General features: G+C 38.7%; 16 protein-coding genes. 8 read left to right on the top strand and 8 right to left on the bottom strand.

Translation table 11 applies throughout. From position 1 onward, the window contains the following. Positions 1-172 precede the first annotated feature (172 nt). Positions 173-589 (bottom strand): hypothetical protein, encoded by a 417-nt coding sequence (locus HZA38_05035; protein MBI5414847.1) that lies wholly within the window; start codon positions 587-589, stop codon positions 173-175. Positions 590-613: 24 nt separating this feature from the next. Beyond that, positions 614-1156, bottom strand: coding sequence for a hypothetical protein (locus HZA38_05040; GenBank protein MBI5414848.1), 543 nt, complete (start codon positions 1154-1156; stop codon positions 614-616). Positions 1157-2086: 930 nt separating this feature from the next. Here HZA38_05040 and HZA38_05045 point away from each other — a divergent pair. The 3 genes from HZA38_05045 to HZA38_05055 all read left to right on the top strand — a co-directional run bounded on the left by HZA38_05045 (position 2087) and on the right by HZA38_05055 (position 6344). Continuing rightward, a complete protein-coding gene (locus tag HZA38_05045; protein MBI5414849.1) occupies positions 2087-3739 on the top strand; it encodes a hypothetical protein in 1653 nt (550 codons plus the stop codon). Positions 3740-4147: 408 nt separating this feature from the next. After that, positions 4148-5203, top strand: a complete 1056-nt coding sequence (dinD, locus tag HZA38_05050) for a DNA damage-inducible protein D (protein ID MBI5414850.1) — start codon at positions 4148-4150, stop codon at positions 5201-5203. 247 nt (positions 5204-5450) lie between these two features. Then, the gene (locus HZA38_05055; protein ID MBI5414851.1) at positions 5451-6344 is read left to right on the top strand and encodes a Fic family protein; all 894 of its coding nucleotides are present in this window, start codon (positions 5451-5453) and stop codon (positions 6342-6344) included. Positions 6345-6461: 117 nt separating this feature from the next. Here the strand turns inward: HZA38_05055 and HZA38_05060 are convergent, their stop codons facing one another. Continuing rightward, positions 6462-7490, bottom strand: a complete 1029-nt coding sequence (locus tag HZA38_05060) for a Fic family protein (GenBank protein MBI5414852.1) — start codon at positions 7488-7490, stop codon at positions 6462-6464. Positions 7491-7837: 347 nt separating this feature from the next. Between HZA38_05060 and HZA38_05065 the strand changes: the two genes are divergently transcribed. From HZA38_05065 to HZA38_05075, 3 genes are read left to right on the top strand one after another with little or no spacing between them, the layout of a single operon-like run. Continuing rightward, positions 7838-8608, top strand: coding sequence for a restriction endonuclease (locus tag HZA38_05065; GenBank protein ID MBI5414853.1), 771 nt, complete (start codon positions 7838-7840; stop codon positions 8606-8608). 2 nt (positions 8609-8610) lie between these two features. Continuing rightward, positions 8611-9420, top strand: a complete 810-nt coding sequence (locus tag HZA38_05070) for a site-specific DNA-methyltransferase (protein MBI5414854.1) — start codon at positions 8611-8613, stop codon at positions 9418-9420. 6 nt (positions 9421-9426) lie between these two features. Beyond that, positions 9427-10410, top strand: coding sequence for a hypothetical protein (locus tag HZA38_05075; protein ID MBI5414855.1), 984 nt, complete (start codon positions 9427-9429; stop codon positions 10408-10410). Positions 10411-10515: 105 nt separating this feature from the next. Here the strand turns inward: HZA38_05075 and HZA38_05080 are convergent, their stop codons facing one another. Together HZA38_05080 and HZA38_05085 are read right to left on the bottom strand one after the other, a co-directional pair. Further along, complete coding sequence (locus HZA38_05080; protein ID MBI5414856.1) at positions 10516-11469, bottom strand: permease; 954 nt, start codon at positions 11467-11469, stop codon at positions 10516-10518. Positions 11470-11760: 291 nt separating this feature from the next. Continuing rightward, entirely contained in the window at positions 11761-12078 is a 318-nt protein-coding gene (locus HZA38_05085; GenBank protein MBI5414857.1) for a helix-turn-helix transcriptional regulator, read from the bottom strand. A gap of 221 nt (positions 12079-12299) precedes the next feature. On the opposite strand from HZA38_05085, the gene mgtA reads away from it, so the two are divergent. After that, the gene (gene mgtA, locus HZA38_05090; GenBank protein ID MBI5414858.1) at positions 12300-14951 is read left to right on the top strand and encodes a magnesium-translocating P-type ATPase; all 2652 of its coding nucleotides are present in this window, start codon (positions 12300-12302) and stop codon (positions 14949-14951) included. A gap of 212 nt (positions 14952-15163) precedes the next feature. Then, the gene (locus HZA38_05095) at positions 15164-17731 is read left to right on the top strand and encodes an S-layer homology domain-containing protein (protein ID MBI5414859.1); all 2568 of its coding nucleotides are present in this window, start codon (positions 15164-15166) and stop codon (positions 17729-17731) included. A gap of 39 nt (positions 17732-17770) precedes the next feature. Here HZA38_05095 and HZA38_05100 read toward each other — a convergent pair whose 3' ends face one another. The 3 genes from HZA38_05100 to HZA38_05110 form a co-directional block, all read right to left on the bottom strand. Further along, positions 17771-18295: a DUF1003 domain-containing protein gene (locus HZA38_05100; GenBank protein ID MBI5414860.1), complete on the bottom strand. Its 525-nt coding sequence runs from the start codon at positions 18293-18295 to the stop codon at positions 17771-17773. Between the two features lie 114 nt (positions 18296-18409). Continuing rightward, positions 18410-19807, bottom strand: coding sequence for a dihydrolipoyl dehydrogenase (gene lpdA, locus HZA38_05105; GenBank protein ID MBI5414861.1), 1398 nt, complete (start codon positions 19805-19807; stop codon positions 18410-18412). Positions 19808-19879: 72 nt separating this feature from the next. Beyond that, positions 19880-20851, bottom strand: coding sequence for a radical SAM protein (locus HZA38_05110; GenBank protein MBI5414862.1), 972 nt, complete (start codon positions 20849-20851; stop codon positions 19880-19882). Between the last annotated feature and the right edge of the window lie 122 nt (positions 20852-20973).

The raw sequence follows: 20973 nt of genomic DNA on the forward strand, positions 1-20973 counted from the left end.
TCTCAAAAAGGAGTTATCTGCCTGGCAAAAACAACGCAATCAAAGTCTATCAACAATTCAATGGAAATTCACAAAGCAAGATGCTGACCAAAAACTACAGAGACACTATACATGAAATTATTTATTGGAAATTATACTAGATGAATATCTTGCAGAACTCAAAAATAAAAAGCTATAAATCACTTTCATCTAAGGGTTCTTGTAAACTCAAAGGCTTTCTTGCATCTACTCTGGTGATATTTATCTGTATATCATTGTTTTCGCCTTCTAGACAATGTTTTGAGGAATAATGAGCAGGCATGCGTCTTTCTAGAAATTTTAGGGCATTTTTAAAATTTGGATCTGAAAGAAGAGCCTTTTTGAGTATTTTCTTTGCTTCTGTGCGCAAGAACATTTGCGCTCTTTGCATTTCGTCCAAAAACTCTGAAAATTCTCTTTCCCAGTTATAGTATGTTTGTTTGCTAATTCCCGCATATGCACAGGCTTCCTCCACTGTAAAGTCATTCCTAAAAGCCTCTTTGAGTTTTTGGACTATGTTTGCACTTATCCCTTTGTATTTTGTCGGTCTTGGCATTGAGTAACATTGCATGAGAAGTCATGTAAATTATATAAATTACCTCTTGTTTACACAATCTTGTGATTCTTGTGCTCCGTCACTGCGCATTGTGAGGTGAGCATCAGTGTTTTCTCCAGACCCCCAATCAGAGAAAGCTCCAGCAACATTGCTTACTGAAAACATGAGTCCTGTCCCATCAAGGCTGTTTACAGCAAAAGTCGCTATATCATTAGTTCCTTCAAGCCCTAACCCGTCTAAGTCAGCACTCACAAAATATACACTGCTAAATTCATTGGACTTTACGGCTTTAGCACCTTTCAAAGAGCCTCCTCCTTGAATATTAAGACCGTCTTCAAGGTTGGAAACAACCACTAAGGGGACTTCTTCACACCGACTCACCTTTGGGAGTGCTATTTCTATATTACTTTCTTCCGGCGGTGCCCCATTTATGGCTCTTCCTAAATTCGCAATGATAGCTATTCCGAGAAGAACGGAAACAATCGGATGCCGAACAAACCAATTTCTGAGATCAGTATTGCAATGCTTACATTTTTCACTTGTGTCCTCAATTTCTTTTGAACATTGTTGGCATTTTTTCATAGGGTATAGAGATAAGAGGGCAAAAACAGGTTGCTATCCCCTTATCATAAAAAGTGGGGCTACCTCACCTGGTAGCCCACATCCCCGAGCTCTTGCGAGTCAGTTCAAGTGGCAGGGAGATAACCCCGCTTGTATACTTGAACTGACAATAGAAAATCAGTAGAGCTTAAAACACGAAGATGTAGGCTACGTCCTCATTCTAGAAAACTTCTCCTCCCAAAGCAATAATTTGTTCTTAAGGAAAAAAGAATCCATTTGTGGAATATGTTTTAAAAATGTTCAACAGTGGCTTTAGCCTAAAAAAAGGAAAACCTAATGCTTCGACGAGAAATAGTCCTCTTCATGGAGTTGCAAACGAAAGCTTTTACACAAGAACAAAAGCTTTACAACTAATTCTTACATTGGATCAAATTCACTTTTTTCTCAGATAACTATTTTCTCTTATCCTTTTTAGAGGTAATGAGTTGTGAATCCCACTTGGTCAATGAATTAAAATAAATTTTCACGCTATTCTTTGCCCTAAAAAAGGACATTCACAGCCTTACCCCCACAAGTCGACCGTGGGTTTCTTTTTGCATCACATTGCGAATGGTCTCGTATTTTCGATCGAAAATGACAATGTTGTAGGTACTTCCGGTGAAGTAGTCTAAGATGTGTTTAGAAATGCTAAAGGTTGGTGAGCCAAAGTTGAATTCGAGACGAATGACGAGCGGAGCGAGGAAATGAGTCCGAAGATACTTTGTCCCGGGCTTGACCCGGGACCTCAATCCTATTTTATACCTTATTGAAGGCGTTTTTGTCGTGCTCAAAAATAAAGGTGAACACCGTGAAGAGAGTGAAGAGGATATGAAAATATAGTAAAGATTATCTCACCACATGGATTGTATAAATGCCATAAATATGCTATGATTCATAGATATATTTAAGCATATGAAAAAAAATAAAAAAAATTTTATTTTCCCGACTATAGTAATAATTGCTATCCTTCTTTTTGGAACGGGTGTTTTTATCAGTAAATACCTTTCTTCAGAAGGATTTTTTTCCAACCTTTCAGCAGAAACAGAGGAAAAAGGAGAAATTGAAGCATCAGATTGGGCGAGTAAAAGTGCCAATTGGAGCGAGCACAATACAGATATGTTTACCTATTGGGCAAATGAATGGTTAGAATATGAAATTACCGCTTCCGAGCCTGGGTTGTATGACATTGGACTTTTGGCAAAGAACCAAACAAGCCCCATCTCCGATTCGTATAACTTTCTTATCGGAATTTCTGTAGATGGGAATGATGAGGGAACTTTTGAAGTTCCTGTAAGCGATGCTCATTATAATTTAGGAAGTGCGAAAGTAACTCTTCCCACGGGATCGCACAGAATTCGATTTACGTCTCTCAGAGATTTGTGTTGTAGCAATGGAGATATGAATATAAGAGTAGATAAGATCTCTGTGAACGACAGTACAAGAACTGCAGCACGTCCTTTAGAAAAAAGTCGCTGGATGCTAGAGGATGGAGATATTTGGACAGCGTGGGGAAATAACTGGCTTAAATATGGTGTTCACGCTCCAGAAGATGGAAACTATGAAGTAGGAATGTGGGCAAGAAACACAAAAGCAAGCATTCCTGAAGGGTATAGTTTCCACATTGAGGTCTATAAGAACGATGAAAACACCCCATACTCGTTTGATATTCCAGGCCATGAAACCGAATACCAACTCGGTTCAACAACCATTCCTCTCTTACAAGGGGACCACCAATTGACATTCAAGTGGACAAATGATTATAGCGATCAAGATGGAAATGATGCCAATATTCGAATAAAGGGAATATTTATGAAGAAAGAATCAGACCTCGAACAGGAAAATCTGGGATTATCAGCCCCTACACCTGATCTCCCTTCTGCTGATTCTCGTCCCGCTACTCCGAATGGTTTTGATCTCCACGCCATCAAACAAAAGGTCGATATTGCATGGAGTGATGAAGGGATTAAAGAGATACAATACTTTGAAATCGAAAAAAGGAACGATACAAGAGGCAGGCCATTCGCAAAATATGGCCCGAGGGTCGCCTCAAATAAACTCATGCACGTGCGCGGGAGAAAACTTTTCTGGTTGTTTGACCGATCTGTGGAGCCAGGTGAAATGTATAGCTACCGAATTCGAGCATGCAATGCCGCCTCCGGCGGGAGCTGTTCTGAATGGACCGAGCTAGTTTCTACTATGGGACACCTGATGCTAGAGGAATATACCTGTACTGGTAATACCGGTAACACTTGTAGCCAAAATAATAAACACGCTGAACCAACGAGCCTTACGGCGAGCGTGACAGGAGCGAGAACGGTAACGTTAAACTGGGTCGATAACTCAAGTGGAGAAATAGAATTTCAAGTGGAACGGGCTGCTCCACACGAGCTACCATATGGTTTTCGTGGCTTCCGACGAACTGCTCCAAACACTACGAGTTTCACAGATACTTCAATTGCTCAAGATGGATCTCAAGACGGCTCTTATCAATACCGTCTTCGGGCGTGTGATGGAGATGGTTGTAGCCGATGGTCCAATGATGCTCAAGTATATGTAGGAGAATGACCAAGGAGAGTGATGGAAGTAATGCTCCTGGGCGCACATTCTCCCATGAGTATCCTTTATGGTCTACAAATATTGGAGATCCTGTTCGTTTGCAAAAAGTTGTTCAAGCTCGTTCTATTTCGGCGGTGGCTTATTATCAATTTTCAAGCAATTAAAAGAACAGAATCTATTCTCTAAAAATCTTCGGATAACGACCAGTCTGGTGAGCCAACTAGATACGAACGCATTGTTCCCTTATCTAAGCCAAAAAGTCGGTTCGGATGAGGTCTTTTTGATGTGCCCATATTGGACGTTATCCGAACTCTTTTTTATCTGTAGTGAGCACCGTGAAGAGAGCAACCTTCTCTAAGTTGAGAGGTTTATATTTGCGAGTATAATAATCGAGCACTTAAATCTTATTAAAATATCATGGAAATAAAAAAACTCGCTTCTACCCTAGAAGACATCAAGAATATTCGTAAAAATGGCAGCGAATATTGGTATGCAAGAGAGCTTTTCCCTATTTTGGGATATTCAAGATGGCAAACATTCCAAAAGACAATAGAAAAAGCAAAGACCTCTTGTAATGAGAGTGGGAATGCGGTGTCCGACCATTTTACCCAAGTGAGTAAAATGGTAGAAATTGGATCAGGGGCAACAAGAGAGACAGAAGAGTATGAACTGAGTCGCTATGGTTCTTACCTCGTTGCCCAAAATGGAGACCCACATATTCCGGAAATTGCTTTTGCCCAAATGTATTTCGCAATTCAAACGCGGAAACAGGAAGTATTAGAAAATCAAATTGAAGAAATAGAGAGATTGGTAACACGAAGACAACTCTCCGAATCTGAGAAAGAATTCGGGAAAACAGTGTTCCTAAGAGATGTAAATTCGAATGGATTAGCGGAGATAAAAAGTGTCGGAGATTTTATCTTGTTTGGTAATAACAGCACGAAAGATATGAAAAAGAGGCTCATGATCCGAGATTCCAGAAGACCTCTCGCAGACTTTCTTCCTACTATCACTATCAAAGCCAAAGAACTTGCAACAGAAGCGACTACTTTCAACATAAAGAAGAAAAATTTATTTGGTAAAGATCCTATAAAAAGAGAACATATTTTGAGTAATCAGGGAGCTCGAAAATTTTTGCTGGATCTTGATATCATCCCTGAAATATTGCCACCTTCTGAAGATTTAAGAAAAGTAGAGCGTCGTCATGAAAAACAAAAGAAAATTGCAAGTAAGGGAACATCTATTATTGCAGAGAAAAATGAAGATGAACTCATTATTGACGTTCCACTCGATGTAAAGAGAGAACAAATAGAAAAAGTAAATGCGCTACTTGAGTCAAAACATGGAGAAGGAAAAGTAATTTTTATTATTTGGGATGGAACAAAAGAAGTTTCCTTCAGATATCCGAAGGGTGTTCAAATATCCGAAGACTTAGGAGTTGAGGTAATGCAAATATTTAAGTCTGAGAAATGATATTATTTGTCTCATGCTAAAGGTTCTTCCCTTTTAAAGAACGTTCGGATAACGCCCAGGGTCGAAGACCCCCCCTTGGGGTCTGGGGAAGCCATTCGTTAAATTCATGGCGTAAAAGTCCATTTTGCCCAGTTTTGGACTAATAAAAATTCATCATAAAAATTATTAAAAACAGTGAATTATCCATATTTATCGTAATAATTCACTAAATATTGACAAAAAACAGTGAATTTGATACTATTAAGGCATGACAATAAACAACATCTTCAAATCAAAAATTGAAAAGCTCAGAAAGGAGTACGACACCCTGAAGAAAGGCAAAGAATCCCTTCTGCAACTAATTTATGAATCAGAAATTCCGGAGAGTGTGTATAACTCCAATGCGATTGAGAATTCAACATTGACTCTTAAGGAAACGGAAAAAATTCTTTTGGAAATGGAAGTTTCCAGAGATGTTTCTCTTCGTGAGGTATTTGAAGCAAAAAATCTTGCGCGAGTTTCGGAATATATTCAAAAAAAATCTCAAGAATCACGCCTTGATAATGAACTCATTTTGCTTCTTCATAAAATGCTCATCAGCAATATTAATGATGATATCGCTGGTCGCTTTCGAAAAAGCGGTGAATATGTTCGCGTTGGGACGTATATTGCGCCCGCACCGGAACACGTGGAAAGAATGATCGAATCAACGCTTCTTGAATATTCGAATAATTTTTCTGATTATTTTCTTGAAAAAATTGCGAAGTTTCATTTGGATTTTGAGACGACTCACCCATTTCTTGATGGAAATGGACGCATTGGAAGAGTGCTCATGAATTACCAACTTCTGCAACTCGGATTTCCAACAATTATTCTTCAAAACAAGGGGAAGCATACATATTATTATCCGTGTTTTCGAAATTTTGAAGAAAATAAAGATGCTTCCAGAATGGAAAATCTTCTCTCACTTGCTCTCATAGAATCAATGCACAAACGAATCGCCTATCTTCAGGGGAAAACAATAATTCCTCTTTCCGAGTATGCAAAAAAACAGAAAAAATCTGCGATTTCTCTTCTGAATTCCGCAAGAAGACAAACAATTCCCGCATTCAGAGAAAAGGGAAAGTGGAAAATTGATGAAGGCTATCAGGAAGAGATATAATTTTCATTTGAAAAAACAGGATAATCCCAATGCTCGCACTTGGTGCGGGACCTCAAACATATTTTATGGCTTAATAAACTCATTTTCCGATGTGATCGGAGAAAAAATGAATACCATTTATTTCAATCGATAAATAGTCGCCTTCCCCTTCCCTACTCGTTCAATGAGCCTCATCTCAATCAGTCGATTAATGTCTTGATTGCGAGTTGGCTTTGCTCTCTCCGTAAGAGTGGAATATATCTTATCCGTAATAAAATCATGTTTTTTCAGATATTCCAAAATTTTCTCATGATGCGGTTTTAAGATAGTCTCTGGAGTAATGCTTTTTTCTGCGAGAACCTGAGACACGCGGAGGAGCTCGTCAATAATTCCATCCGTGAAGTATTCAAGCCATGAAGTAAAATCAATGTGTTTAAAAATATCATAATAATTTCCCCGAACTCCTACATTTTCAAAATATTTTGAAACATTTTGATGGTAATAATTTTCAAAACTGAAAAGATTAAAGGTATTGAGTCCCATCGCGGAGAGTAAAACTTTTGTGGCAAGTCGTACCGTCCTTCCATTCCCATCCATAAACGGATGAATTACAACGAATTGTTTATGAAAAATTCCGGCAAGAATAAGCGGATCGATTTTACTTTTATTCTTTGTCAGATAGCCAAACAAATCTTTCATGAGTGCCTTTACATCTTGATGGTCGGGTGGCCAATAAACTGTTTTCCTGAGCTTCGGATCGTTTACAAATACCGGCTCCTCACGAATTTTGCCACACCGTAAGTCCGAAATGAGTGCATTCATGACTCCTTTATGGATGTTCAGCACGAGCGGAAGATCAAAATCAACATTGTGCTTTTTCGTGATTTTATCGAGCCAAACTAAAGTATTGTTATAATTCAAAACTTCACGCTCACTATCTCGAACATGTTCAGGAGAGTTTTTAAGAATTTTTTTCACTTCTGTAAGCGGCAATGGGTTCCCTTCAATACTGGTAGAAGCATGTGCTGAAATTTCATGAGCACGCTTTGTCAGCTCCACCAAAACAACATTTGAAAATCGTTTATTGTTTAAACCGTATACAAGAGTTGCGATTCTTTTGATATTTTCGAGCAATTTTGGAGAAACGATATATTTCGGGTCAAACATAAATTTGCGTGTGAGAGATAGACAAATTATAGACGATTCAGAGACGATTGTACAGAAAACTCTGAGTGATATATTTCTTCATCTTCTCAATTCGCTATTTCAACTATAGCGGATTATGTCGGATGAGGAGTATCTGAACTAGCTCCAAAAAAAGAATTTTCTGTTTTTTTGAAGAAAAAGGTTCGGAGAATGTTCAGATAGCTGAAATATTCCTTTCCTTTTTTTTATAAAGCGGATCTAAGGTGTTTTTTCCGCGGAGTTTATCCCGCTGAATAGCGGGGCTCCGAAAACGATTTTATTTATAAGGGGAAAAGAAATACAATAATAATAGATAATCTAATAAACCTATGAATAACGACATCTTAAAGAAACGTAAACTACCGAAAGAATCAAAACTGTATCCGAAAATGTCGGATGGGGTATGTGGTGCAATTCGGACCATAATCAAGGAAGCAATTGATAGTGGCAATAACAAAATCTTTATCAGAACTAATCTTAAACGAGGATTACCGCTTGAGAATATAAACAAAGTCGCAGGACCGTTTGTCGAAGCTTGGGCTTTAGAAAAATTCGAAGAAATTTCAGATAAGGTTGGAAATAAATATGGGTTAGTGAATGTTGAAGCAGGAAAGAGACTTGACCCTTTCGACATGATTTTGCAATTCAAACTAAAAGATATTGATGATTATGTTTCCGCGAATGTTGACGCAAAAGCAACTGCCGAGGATATTTTAACTTCAGGCAAAAGTCCAAACATTACTTCCTTTGCTAGAATCCGAAATGAATATTTAGACGACCCTGATTATATTTTTCTTGTTCTTTCTTTAAAGCATAAGGTATTTAGCGAAAGAGCCGATGGTGACGGAATTACAAACGGGATTATGCAGGTTAATGGTTATCATGTTTACGACATTAAATATGTATCAGCTAAAGACTTAAACTACAATCCAGCATTAGGTACTGGCCAAATGCAGATTCGGGACATCCACTATGTTGATGAGGAACGAAAAACAGCGGAACAATTTGTCAAAATGATCGATGAAAAATATATCAAATCAAAAGGTTTAAAACCGTGGCTGAAATTGGCTGAAAAATATCAATGGATTAAAAACGATTAACTATGAAAACAAATTATTTTATCACTGGCGACGCTATAGAAGAACTAAAAAAACTACCTGACGACAGTGTTGATTTAATTTGCACAGACCCTCCTTATAACTTAGGCAAGGATTACGGAAATAATATAGACTGGAAACAATGGCATGAGTATGAAAAATTTACTCTTGATTGGATTACAGAAAGTAAAAGAATTCTAAAGAGTGACGGCAGTATTTATATTTTTATGGGAGTAAAATTTATTTCTCGCCTATTTTTGATGCTACAAGAGCTTGGATTTCACTTCAACGGTTGGATAACGTGGCATTACACACAAGGGATGGGGCGTAAAAAAGGATTCTCTCCAAGGCATGAAGACATTTTATATTTTACAAAATCGGACGATTTTACATTTAATATCGATGATATCAGAATTCCACAAAAGTATTACAGAGAAAGAAATAATATGAGCGGAGCAAATCCAGGCGATGTGTGGGAGTTTTCTCATGTGCATTATTCCAACCCCGAAAGAGTTAATCATCCTACACAGAAGCCGGAAGCGTTAATGAAAAGAATAATTTCAGCGAGCAGTAATAAGGGAGATATAATTTTAGACCCATTTGTTGGAAGTGGAACGACCTGCATGGTCGCAAATTTTTTAGACAGAAAATGGATAGGCTTTGATATCAACCCTGATTATATAAAGATGTCAGAGGATAGAATAAGACAAGAGTTGAACATGCTTGATTCATTTGATCCGAGAGAGCAAAGAACCCCAAGGGATTTAAAAGTAAGGAATAATAATCAAGCTAGTTTATTGGCTGAAAAAACATAATAAATTATGGAACGAAAAAATAAAACACTCCTAATTTTCAATTTAGAATTTCCTCCTTATATAGAAGAGTTGAAAATCGGCGACTACATTTTTAAAAGAGTAAAAAACTATAAAGAGGCGTTTGACGGCATGATGTGTTTGGTAAATTCGTCTGGCAGTGAGTTTAACACTCAAATAAAAGTTGGTTCTCATCAAATAACGGCGACAGTAGAAATTCCTCAGAAAGAAAAAAAATGCGTCTTGCCATTTGAAAACAATAAATTAACACAGATTGATGATGTTTTATTTTTGCTAACAATATTGACCGACAGAAATGTTTTTAAAAAGGATTGGGAGGACAGCGAGAATATCGCAATAATCAGCGATCACAGAATACATCAGTACGGTGGACAATTAGCCTGTTCAATAAAATATGAATCAAGGTGGAAAGATGTAAATACGGGGGAATTAAAAACAGAAGCAGAAATGAAAGATGGTCTCGTTTCTGATTATCACCAAATTAATGTCGGGTTTGAAAACACCATAAACAAAGTGCTTGATCTTGTTTCAAGTAAAAAATGGCAAGATGATTATGAAGGCGGATATTTTTTATTTTTATTCAAATCCGCCATGCAAAGACAAATAATTGAAACGGCATTTATTTCTTGCTGGACAATCTGGGAACACATTTTTGCTATTAAAAATCGTAAATGGCTTGATAATACAGCGATCGAACAAATGAGTGGTGATAAAAAAATCGCATTTATCCTAAATGAATATTTTTTGAAAAATATTGATGATACTGCAAGAAAAAATATTCAGAAAATAAACAAAACAAGAAACCGACTAATCCATTTTGGCAAAAAAACAGAACAAATTGACTATAAAGAAATGGAAATGTTTATCAGGCTAACCGAACAGCTAATGGCTATTATTTTGAAATTATCGCCGTCAAACATATTCAATTCATTTGAAAACCTAGATAATTTTTTAGCTAGCAAAAACAAATAAGGAGTTTTTTTAGCTTCGGGCAATTCCCGCCCCAGAGGCGACCAAAAGAAAAGGAATACATCCTCTAACAGCGTATGGAGCTATTTCCCCATTACGCCAAATCCCCTACACCACCGCATTAAACAAATATCCAATCAGCATTATTCCCACCGCCACAGTTCCGAAAAATATCGCCAGAAGTTTCATGGAAATCACCTTTTTGAGCATGATCGCTTCCTGGAGTGAAAGTCCGGCAATCGCCATCATAAACGCCAGAGCTGTTCCCAATGGAATGCCTTGACCAACAAGCGCAAAAACAATCGGCACCAGAGTGGAACATCCGGCATAAATTGGTATGCCAACCAGAGTAGCAAGAGGAACGGCTAATAATGGATTAATGTTGAGGTATTGTTGAAAAAATTCCGCAGGAACATACCCATGTATTGCGGCGCCTATTCCAACGCCAATTGCAATAATCCACCAGAGTTTTTTGAAAGTACCAAAGCTTTCCTTGAGTGCATACTGTATTTTCCCCTCCAAACTTTTCGGAAGATATTCCAGCGACAAGCTTTTTCCAGCATTATCGTTCAACTTTAAGATCACCTCCTTTTCCAATTTCATTTTTCCTATGATCATTCCTGCAACTACTCCTAAAATAATTCCAGAAAAAGCATAGAGCGCGGCAATTTTCCAGCCGAATGTTCCGCCCATTAACACAAAAACAACTTCATTCACCAACGGAGAAGTTATGATAAAAGAAAATGCTATTCCTAAAGGTATTTCTGCTTTTAAAAAACCGACAAATATTGGAATTGACGAACACGAACAAAATGGCGTGACTGCGCCGAGGATTGCGGCAGAAAAATTACCGATACCGAATCTTTGCTTCGCAAAAATTTCTTTGATTTTATGCGGTGGCAAAAACGTCCGAATAAAAGCAATAACTGCGATAATAACCAAAATCAGAAGATATATTTTTATCGTGTCATAGATAAAATAGTTGATACTACTTCCAATTTTTGAAGTGGAATCCAGTCCAAAAATTCCATACGTCAGCCAATCTGCGAATTGTTGAAGCATATTTTATACGTTAAAAAAAATTGACGATCAGCAACAGTCGTCGCTGTCATTTTTAGAACCACAACAAGAGGCTTTCCCATCACTCTTGAAAATGTTTCTGATAAAATTGATTGCGGAAAATTCACTTTTTACGTTCTGCGAGTGACATTTGGGACAGGTAAATTTTTCACTTGTCCCCTCTTCTTTTTCCTGAAGAGTCGCGTCGACGGTGAACTCATTTTCACAATCTGAACATTTGAAATTGTAAGAATTCATAGAAGTAAAAAAAAATATAAAAAATTGGCGATATTATTATTTCTTCTCACGAACACAGCAGGATTCCATCACTTTTTTGGAGACGAAGGTATCAAAAAAAGCCTTTAGTTTTCGAAACTCTTTTGGATTCAGCGAATAATGTACCCACTTCCCATCTTTCCGTGCTCTGATGAAACCGCTTTTCCTTAACAAAGAGAGATGATGTGAAACAAGATTCTGCGGTAATCCCAAATGTTCAAAAATATGACAAACGCATTTCTCGCCAGAAGCAAGATATCGCAAAATATCCACACGAATGTCATTTGCGAGAGACTTTAGTAGAAGCACTATTTCACTGTTTTTAGATGTACCCATATTAACATATCAAATTTCCTTGATATGTTATCAAGAGGAATTTTAGACGTCAATAAAAAAACCAAATAAATATACAGCGAAATCCAACTCTTTCCTCAATTCCTCAAAACTCTTGAGTCCGTTTGTGAATGGTTCAAGACTTGTATTTATGGCTTTTATAATGAATAATTCACGCGAAATTCCCTCTTCATGTTTCGCTTTTCTCTGTAATTAGTACATAAATGAAAATCCCATTATCACAGAATAAGCCAAAACAAATATTGGATAAAATCATGACCGCATCGGGTATGGATGAAACCGATGTTTTATCGTGGCTCGTCGCGCTTGGTGGCGGACTTACGGAAGATGAGGCAGAACGAAGACTTTCACAGCATGGAAAAAATGAAATTATTCATGAAAAACCAACTCCTTGGTATGTCATGCTCCTCCGTAATTTCAAAAATCCCTTTATTCTTGTTCTCATTTTTCTCGGGATTATTTCCTATCTCACAGATGATATAAAAGCCGTCGTTGTCATGAGTACAATGGTGAGCATCAGTATTATTCTCCGTTTCGTACAAGAATTCAGATCTTCAAAAGCCGCAGAAAATCTGAGAGCTATGGTGAAGACAACTGCGACTGCATTACGCCAATACGAAGAAGAAAGGGAAGATGGCACAATTAACCTCGTCAGCCGTTGGAGAGAAATACCGCTCGAAGAAATAGTACCAGGTGACATTGTGAAACTCTCTGCCGGAGACATGGTTCCTGCAGATATTCGACTTCTTTCTTCAAAAGACCTCTATGTGAGCCAATCAGCTCTTACTGGGGAATCACTTCCTGTTGAGAAAGACAGTAAGGTAGTAGGCGGAGATGATGACAGTAAAAACAAGAAAAATGTTTTAGAGAGACGGAATCTTTGCTTTCTTGGCTCAGATGTTATCAGCGGTTACGCAACGGCTGTCGTCGTAACTACCGGGAACACCACTTTTTTTGGCTCACTTGCAAAAAGTGTTATTGGTCATACAAGTGAAACCAGCTTCGATAAAGGCATCAATAAAGTATCCTGGCTTCTTCTCCGTTTCATAGGAGTTATGGTACCTGCTGTTTTTGTAATTAATGGACTCACGAAAGGTGACTGGAAAGAATCTTTTATTTTTGCAATTGCCGTTGCTGTTGGACTCACCCCAGAAATGCTTCCCGTCATTGTTACAGCAAATCTTGCGAAAGGTGCTGTATCGATGGCAAAGGAAAAAGTTGTGGTCAAAAAAATCAATTCAATTCAAAACTTGGGAGCAATGGACATATTATGTGTTGATAAAACAGGGACGATTACGCAGGATAAAATTGTTCTCATTGAATATCTCGATATTCATGGAGAGAAATATACGCCTGTGCTCGAATATGCCTACATGAATAGTTATTATCAGACAGGTCTCAAAAATCTTTTAGATCGTGCGGTTCTTGAATTTGTTGAACTTGAAGCAAAACTCAAACTTCCAACTACGAAGAAGATTGATGAGATTCCCTTCGACTTTGTTCGTCGCAGAATGTCCGTGGTAATTGAGCGAGATAATGAGCAACTCCTCATCTGTAAAGGAGCAATCGAAGAAATTATTAAAGTCTGCACACATGTTGAAGATCAGGGGAAAATTATTCCTCTGAGCGATGAGATACAAAATAATGTTATTCATCTTACCAAAACGCTGAATGAAAATGGGCTCCGAATTATTGCGGTGGCCTATAAAAAAACATCGCCGGACGACGCACCATACGGCATAGAAGACGAGGCCAATCTTGTTCTCGGTGGATTCATTGATTTCCTTGATCCCCCGAAAGAAACTACGACAGTTGCTATTCAAGAACTCCAAGAAGATGGAATTCGAGTAAAGATTCTTACCGGTGATAATGAACTTGTTACAAGACATATTTGCAAAGTGGTGAAAATCGATATTGATCATCTTGCTCTGGGGAGCGACATCGGGGCGTTATCAGAACAAGAACTCGCTGATCTTGCTGACAGAACCACCGTATTTGCCAAAGTTTCTCCAGATCAAAAAGCCCGCATTATAAAAGCACTTCAAAGCAAAGGACATACCGTTGGATTTATGGGTGACGGCATAAATGATGCGCCCGCTCTTCGTCAGGCAGATGTGGGTATTTCCGTAGACACAGCAGCCGATATCGCAAAAGAATCTTCCGATATCATTCTCCTCGAGAAGAGCTTATTGGTGCTAAAAACAGGGGTTATTAAAGGTCGCACCGTTTACGGAAACATTATTAAATATATTAAGATGACCGCCAGTTCAAATTTTGGCAATGTTTTTAGCGTGCTCGCCGCAAGTATTTTTCTGCCATTCTTACCAATGTTGCCAATTCATCTCCTCATTCAGAATCTTTTTTATGATTTTTCACAACTCTCAATCCCTTGGGATAAAATGAATAAAGAATTTTTATTAAAACCACGCAAATGGGATCCGAGCGGTATTGCTCGCTTCATGCTCTTTATTGGTCCGATTAGTTCTGTGTTTGATATCATGACATTTCTCGTGCTCTGGTATGTGTTTGGAGCGAATACTCCTCTCCATCAGTCATTTTTTCAATCTGGCTGGTTTATCGAAGGTCTTCTTTCTCAAACTCTCATTGTTCACATGATACGAACTCCGAAAATTCCTTTCATACAAAGTGTGGCAGCAATGCCCGTGCTTCTTTTGACGGGGCTCGTCATGATTATAGGAATATATATTCCCTTCTCTTCACTTGGACATGCTGTCGGCATGGTTTCACTTCCTTGGGCATTCTTTCCTTGGCTCTTTGCTATTTTACTTTCCTACTGCGTATTAACGCAGCTTGTGAAAGCTTTTTATATAAAGAAATTTCAGACGTGGCTGTAAAGTTTTGCATTCCATCCAAAGTCGTAAAACTCTATTCGGATTGAGTTCACTTTTTTGTGGAGGAAACTCTAATTTTCATTTCTATTTTGTTCTCGAAAAATTACAGTTTGCCAGTTCTAAAATAAAATATCTATCAGTCAATTTGATTTTGTGAGTACATACTCTACAATGTATCATATCCTGTAGTATTTAACAGGCTCTTTAAACCAAAGATGAAAATGAAAAACCTCAAAAAATATTGCTTGGTCGGAGTTTTTAGTGTTGGTATTTTGATCGCCCTTTTCCCTTTGATGAACATCGGAGTTGCAGCGCTTACCGTTACGCGATCGGAAAATCTTACACCGGAAAACTCGCTCTTCACGCTCGATTTTGAGCTCGGGGAAAAACTTAAGAAAATTTTCGAGCCATTATTAAATGCCGATAAACTCCCAGGAGATAACGAAGAAGACACTCAAAAACTCGCCCTCATGTTTCAAAAGATTCTCGCTGGCGATCGTTTTTTCGTGAGCTTTTCCGCTCCTCAAAATATCTCTCTTTCATTTCCAGTGACTGATGACGAGTTCACAACGTTTAAGGCGGGGACAGAAGAAAGCACTTCTCCCAGCGGTTCAACCGTCTATAAAGTTCCCTCCGGGTATGTCGCCAAGATCGGAGATTTTGCCGTTATCGCATCAGGAGAAACACCAGAGGGCATTCAAAAAGCCATTGATCTCGGAGCAGCGGAAGGAACGGCATCTCTCGCGAATAATGCTGAGTATCAAAAAATGACGAGTTCATACCTTTCACCACATAGTCTGAGTTTCACCTATAACGTAAAGGCCATTTCAGAATTAATGAATCAGTTTTTGGCATCAGCTTCAAAAGAAAATACTGAGTCTTCGGGAGGTGAGGAAGGTTTTCAGGGAGCATTGCCAGACATGTCCGATCAGCTTGCCGCAGTTAAAAAAACACTCGATCTTTTTGAATTCTTTGGCATGAGTTTTGGGGAAACAGAAAACGGCTACAGCTTGGAGTTCAAGCTCCAAGGAAATGAGCAAGCAATGACCGAACAAGGGTATTCTCTGAATCCGGGCGGAAACTTTATTCCTCGCCTTTATAAAAATTTCCCACCGGAAAAACCGATTTTCTATTCGGAAATGTACAATCCAAACGCAAATTATACCGAATCGAAAAAACTTATGAGTGATTTTTTCCAAAGCCTTAATAAAGAACTTCAAGCACAATTGGGAATGGATTTCGACACCATATATGCTCCTTTTGACAAAGAAATAGCTGTCGGCATCCAATATCACGAAGAATCCCCTCTTCCATTTATTACCCTTATGGCCGATGTGAGCAATCACAAGGATGATGGCAAAAAACTCACCGATGCGCTTGTAAAAGCATTCACCGATGCTCTCAAAGAAGATAGTGGAGTTCCCGAAAATGCCTACAAAATAACGGAGGAAAATGGCTTCACAAAAGTGTCTATTGACGTGACAAAATTTGAAGATTTTGATGGACCTCCATTTCCAAAAATCACAATTACCGTTGGAGTGAGTGAAGACGGACTCCTCATTGTTTCAAATTACCCAGGAATTGAAGAGAGTGAGAAGCGCACAGGATTCGGAAGCGATGCTGATTTTTCTGGCCATCAAGAAATTACTGAGTCCGCGAGCGGTATTAGCTATGTAAATGTTCGAAATGTTTGGGCTTTTTTGGATGGACTCACAGCATGGGGAGCTCGTGTTGGCGGAACTGATAACGCCCCGCCACTCGAATTCTATCAGGGCTACTACTCAGTGCTTGATCAAATCTATGGACTAAAAGACATCATGTTCCTCAAGAAAGCAACTCTGAGCGACTTCACAATTACGGGAAACGTTACCATTGATACTGCAACACACAAAACCTACGAAGAGCTTATTAGTGAGCTCAAATCCACTGATAGCAACAACGACGGCGTAAGTGATTATGATAGCATCTACGTCTATCATACTTCAGCTTCCGACACGGCCGATTCGGATTCTGACGGCGTGTCTGATATTGAGGAACTCCAAAAGGGAGAAAACCCAGATGGTGGAGGTCAGCTTTTCACCGATGTGGCACCTGATACCTATTATACGTCTGATGTTGCATTGCTTTATAAGCGAGGCGCTATTAGCGGTTATGATGACAAATCTTTTCGGCCAGGTCAGCTCGTAAATCGGGCAGAGTTCACGGCGATGATCGTCAGATCTTTTGAAAAAGGGACCTCAAAGTTTTTAGGAATCGATATCGAGCTCAAATCCGGTAAACCTCCATTCGCCGATGTGGATATGGATGCGTGGTACTACGATAGTGTAGCGAAAGCTTATGCGGCGGGATTCGTTTCGGGAAGTCAAAATAACGAAACTGGGGAGATAGAATTCCGTCCGGGTGCTTATATTACTCGTGCGGAGGCGCTCGTAATTTTGAGTAGAGCTTCCAAGTCTCTCTTAAAAACACAGGGGAGCGCTGAGGCTTCGTGTAACGCACACGACTCGAACTTTGAAGACGTTTCTTCAGACGACTGGTTCTGTGAAGCGGTTTCAAATGGCTATCTGAACGGAATTACTTCTGGAAAAACGCCGAAATCCTTTAAACCCTATGATAATTTGAATCGGGCCGAAGCAGCTGTGCTCATTCGGAGAACTCTTGAAAAAGATTTGGAAACTGCGTCTGCAGGAACAGAATCAATCGGCGAACTTGCCTCTCCAGTCACCGAGAAAATTCGTTCAGCCACAAGTGCTCTTCCTTCACTTTTGAAAAACATGAAGTGACGTCGTATTTTTAGGATTAAAAGCGAATCGGTATTAGTATTATTTCTTGAGTATCTCTTTCATGAGTTCCTCTTCAATCAAATTTAGATTTGTTTGCTTTTTCATCTTAATAAGCTCTGCGTCATCTTGAGCCGGAAGACCAAGATGGTTATGAATTCGATCGAGAATAATGAGCATTTTCGTAATTTCTCTTTCTGCCTGAATATTAATCCGGAGATCAATTTCTTCGCGAATTTCCGCAATACTTGCGGCACGGTTTTGACTGATAAGAACAATGACCGATAAAAAAATCGCTTCAAGAGAAACCACCATCGTGAGGAGTCCAAAGGGAAAAGGATCGAATGCTGGAATGCTCGGAAAGAAATTGGTATTGATGAGAATCCAAATGACAAACCATATAAAATGGATTCCGAGAAAAGGCACCGTTCCGAAAGATTCAGTGAGAAAATCTGCAATTTTGTCTCTGATCCTCCTACGAGAATCCATTTTTGCCTTAAAACTTTTAATTTTTTCGAGACGTTGACGAACGAGTTCTTTATGAAGATCATGATTTTCAAGCGGCATAGAAGTTTTGTAATTTTCCGCTCCCAATATAACTGATCGGGAAAAAAAGGCGAAGCTGAAAATCTTGACGGAAGAGGTGAAAACTCTCTTTTTAAGACATTCCCTTCTTTTCTCCTATTCTGCATCAGACTCAAGCGCACTTTTGAGAACTTCTGAAAGCACCGGATGCGACCACACCATCTCATTCCATTCAGAAAGAGTCATTTCCTTCATAACAGGAAGAATTGCCTGATGGATGAGATCAGCAGCATGAACTCCAATGATATGAACTCCGAGAATTTTTTTCGATTTTTTTTCAACGAGAATTTTCGCAATGCCTTCTCTTTCTCCCATGATCACCGCTTTTCCATTTGCCGCATAATTCCCTCGACGCACTTCGAACTCGATTCCTTTCTGGCGAAGTTCTTCTTCCGTCGATCCAATTTGAGCAACTTCTGGATGAGAAAATACAGTAACAGGGAAATAATGAGAATTTATTTTGCGATCATTTCCCAAAATATGTGCTGCAACTGATTCCCCTTCTCTCTCTCCGCCATACGCCGTGAGATTTTTCCCACCAGCATCTCCAATCATATACACATTTAATGCCGAAGTTTGGAGATGATCACTCAAAACAACCCTTCTTCCATTATTCTTAATTCCAATTTTTTCGAGTTCTGAGAGGTCATAATTCGGAACTCTTCCAATGACAATAAGCGCTTTTTCCACACTGAATGAAGATTCTTCCCCAGCAGCATTTTTATATACGATCTCGACATTTCCCTTCCCTAATTCCTGATTCCTAATTCCTGATTCCTTACAACAAATCACCTCCGCTCCGAGACAAATTTCACATCCTTTTTTCTGCAAAGACTTTTTGAGTACTTCCGTAATTTCAGGATCCTGAGCAGGAAGAAGCGAAGGCATTTTTTCAATAATGGTTACTTTTGTCCCGAGCACAGAAAATACTGATGCCATTTCCACTCCCGTTACTCCGCCGCCGATAATGACTAATGACTGGGGAATATGATCGATATCGAGGAGCTCCTTAGCGGAGATCACATGTTCTCCTTTTTGCATGATGGGAAGAAAGAGTGCGGTGCTTCCCATCGCGAGAACAATACATTCTGCAGAAATTCTTTTTTCTCCATCAGTATTTTGAATAAGTACTTCGTTTTTCCCGACAAGTTTTCCTTCTCCAGAAATAATTTCGATGTGGTGCGCTTCGAGAGATTTTTTCAGCCCCATTCCGAGCATTTTTACATTCATGTCTTTTCGTTTTTTTGCTTCTTCCCACAGAATTTCTGGCTCTGAAACATGAATTCCATGACGTTTTGCTTTTTTGATATTCTCAAAAAGTTCGGCGAGATAGAGATATGTTTTTGAAGGGATACATCCTTGATTCAAACACGTTCCGCCAATTTCTTCTTTCTCGACGAGCCCTACTTTTTTTCCAGCTTTTCCAAGTTCTAAAGCACATTTTATTCCGGCTGGACCACCGCCAATGATGAGAACATCGTAGTCGTGAGACATGGAGTAGGAATAAGGAAGTAGGAATTAGGAATTAGGAATAAGGGGATATGTGCATTGCCTACTTCCTACTTCCTACTTCCATATTCTCCCAAATTCCGCCTCAGACAATTCATACGGATAATTAAATGGATCTTTGCTTCCTGCTCGTTCGTTATAATACGGTCTGTTGCAATCAGTACAACCGGAAGTTTCAAAAACATTTGAATTTTTGAGAATTTTGAAGAGTTTATCTTTTGGAACTCCAAAACTCAGAATTTTCCCATTGGAATCAAAATGAAAATTCCTCGGAAGATCATTGCGAAGAAGATGGAGAGCAATTTGAATTCTTCGATAATGATGAGTATCCGGTGGACGTTCAAACTCCATTTTTGCGCCACGAACTGGAGTAAATGCGAAAAGTGCAATAATTACTTTGTGGGCATGGAGTTCTTCCATTATCGCAACGGATTGCTGCTCTGTTTCTCCCATCCCAATAATGAGATGTGTAGCGATCTTTTCTGGATATTTGTCAGCCGCTCTCAAAATAAACTTTATATATCCTTCTAAATCTCCACCTTTAATTTTTTGAAATTGAATCGGATCAATCGCATCAATGCTGAGCCCAACTTCATCTGTTCCTGCTTCGAAAAGTCCGTCGATATGCTTCATGAGACGTGTGCGCACGGTCATGGCGATTTTTGTTTTTGGACTTTTTTCTCGAATTTTCCGAACGATATTCGGAAGGGAATCAAATATATCTCGAGTATTCACGACTTGCATGCAAACGCGCTTATATTCCGCAGATTTTTGGTCCAAAGAATTGAGAATTTCCTTCCACTGATATTCTGGCCATGAAACTCTCGAAAGCATTTTTTGCTCTGAAGTGCTTTCTTTCGCCTGTGCGCAAAAATTACAGTTGAATTGACACTTTCCACTGTTCATAAGATAAATGGTTTTTGTTTTTGCTTGTATTCGAGCATTCTTGAGTCCTAAGAGCGCTGCAGATGCAAGTGAGAGTCTCATGGTTTCTGATGATGTAGTATTTTTGGGAGATGATGGAAGCATAGAGAAATTTTTAATTTTAAAATTTTGAATTTCTAAATAAATTCTAATTTTTAAATTTTAATTTTCAAACATTAAAAATTAGACATTAAGATTTATTTAAAAATTTAAAATTTCAAAATTAA

This window comes from Candidatus Peregrinibacteria bacterium (assembly GCA_016220175.1).
Taxonomy (GTDB): Bacteria; Patescibacteriota; Gracilibacteria; order CAIRYL01; family CAIRYL01; genus JACRHZ01.

Bases quoted from the DNA above. Each gene is read 5' to 3' on its own strand.
- HZA38_05035 (MBI5414847.1), bottom strand. From the start codon at position 589: ATGCAATGTTACTCAATGCCAAGACCGACAAAATACAAAGGGATAAGT.
- HZA38_05040 (MBI5414848.1), bottom strand. From the start codon at position 1,156: ATGAAAAAATGCCAACAATGTTCAAAAGAAATTGAGGACACAAGTGAA.
- HZA38_05045 (MBI5414849.1), top strand. From the start codon at position 2,087: ATGAAAAAAAATAAAAAAAATTTTATTTTCCCGACTATAGTAATAATT.
- dinD (MBI5414850.1), top strand. From the start codon at position 4,148: ATGGAAATAAAAAAACTCGCTTCTACCCTAGAAGACATCAAGAATATT.
- HZA38_05055 (MBI5414851.1), top strand. From the start codon at position 5,451: ATGACAATAAACAACATCTTCAAATCAAAAATTGAAAAGCTCAGAAAG.
- HZA38_05060 (MBI5414852.1), bottom strand. From the start codon at position 7,490: ATGTTTGACCCGAAATATATCGTTTCTCCAAAATTGCTCGAAAATATC.
- HZA38_05065 (MBI5414853.1), top strand. From the start codon at position 7,838: ATGAATAACGACATCTTAAAGAAACGTAAACTACCGAAAGAATCAAAA.
- HZA38_05070 (MBI5414854.1), top strand. From the start codon at position 8,611: ATGAAAACAAATTATTTTATCACTGGCGACGCTATAGAAGAACTAAAA.
- HZA38_05075 (MBI5414855.1), top strand. From the start codon at position 9,427: ATGGAACGAAAAAATAAAACACTCCTAATTTTCAATTTAGAATTTCCT.
- HZA38_05080 (MBI5414856.1), bottom strand. From the start codon at position 11,469: ATGCTTCAACAATTCGCAGATTGGCTGACGTATGGAATTTTTGGACTG.
- HZA38_05085 (MBI5414857.1), bottom strand. From the start codon at position 12,078: ATGGGTACATCTAAAAACAGTGAAATAGTGCTTCTACTAAAGTCTCTC.
- mgtA (MBI5414858.1), top strand. From the start codon at position 12,300: ATGAAAATCCCATTATCACAGAATAAGCCAAAACAAATATTGGATAAA.
- HZA38_05095 (MBI5414859.1), top strand. From the start codon at position 15,164: ATGAAAATGAAAAACCTCAAAAAATATTGCTTGGTCGGAGTTTTTAGT.
- HZA38_05100 (MBI5414860.1), bottom strand. From the start codon at position 18,295: ATGCCGCTTGAAAATCATGATCTTCATAAAGAACTCGTTCGTCAACGT.
- lpdA (MBI5414861.1), bottom strand. From the start codon at position 19,807: ATGTCTCACGACTACGATGTTCTCATCATTGGCGGTGGTCCAGCCGGA.
- HZA38_05110 (MBI5414862.1), bottom strand. From the start codon at position 20,851: ATGCTTCCATCATCTCCCAAAAATACTACATCATCAGAAACCATGAGA.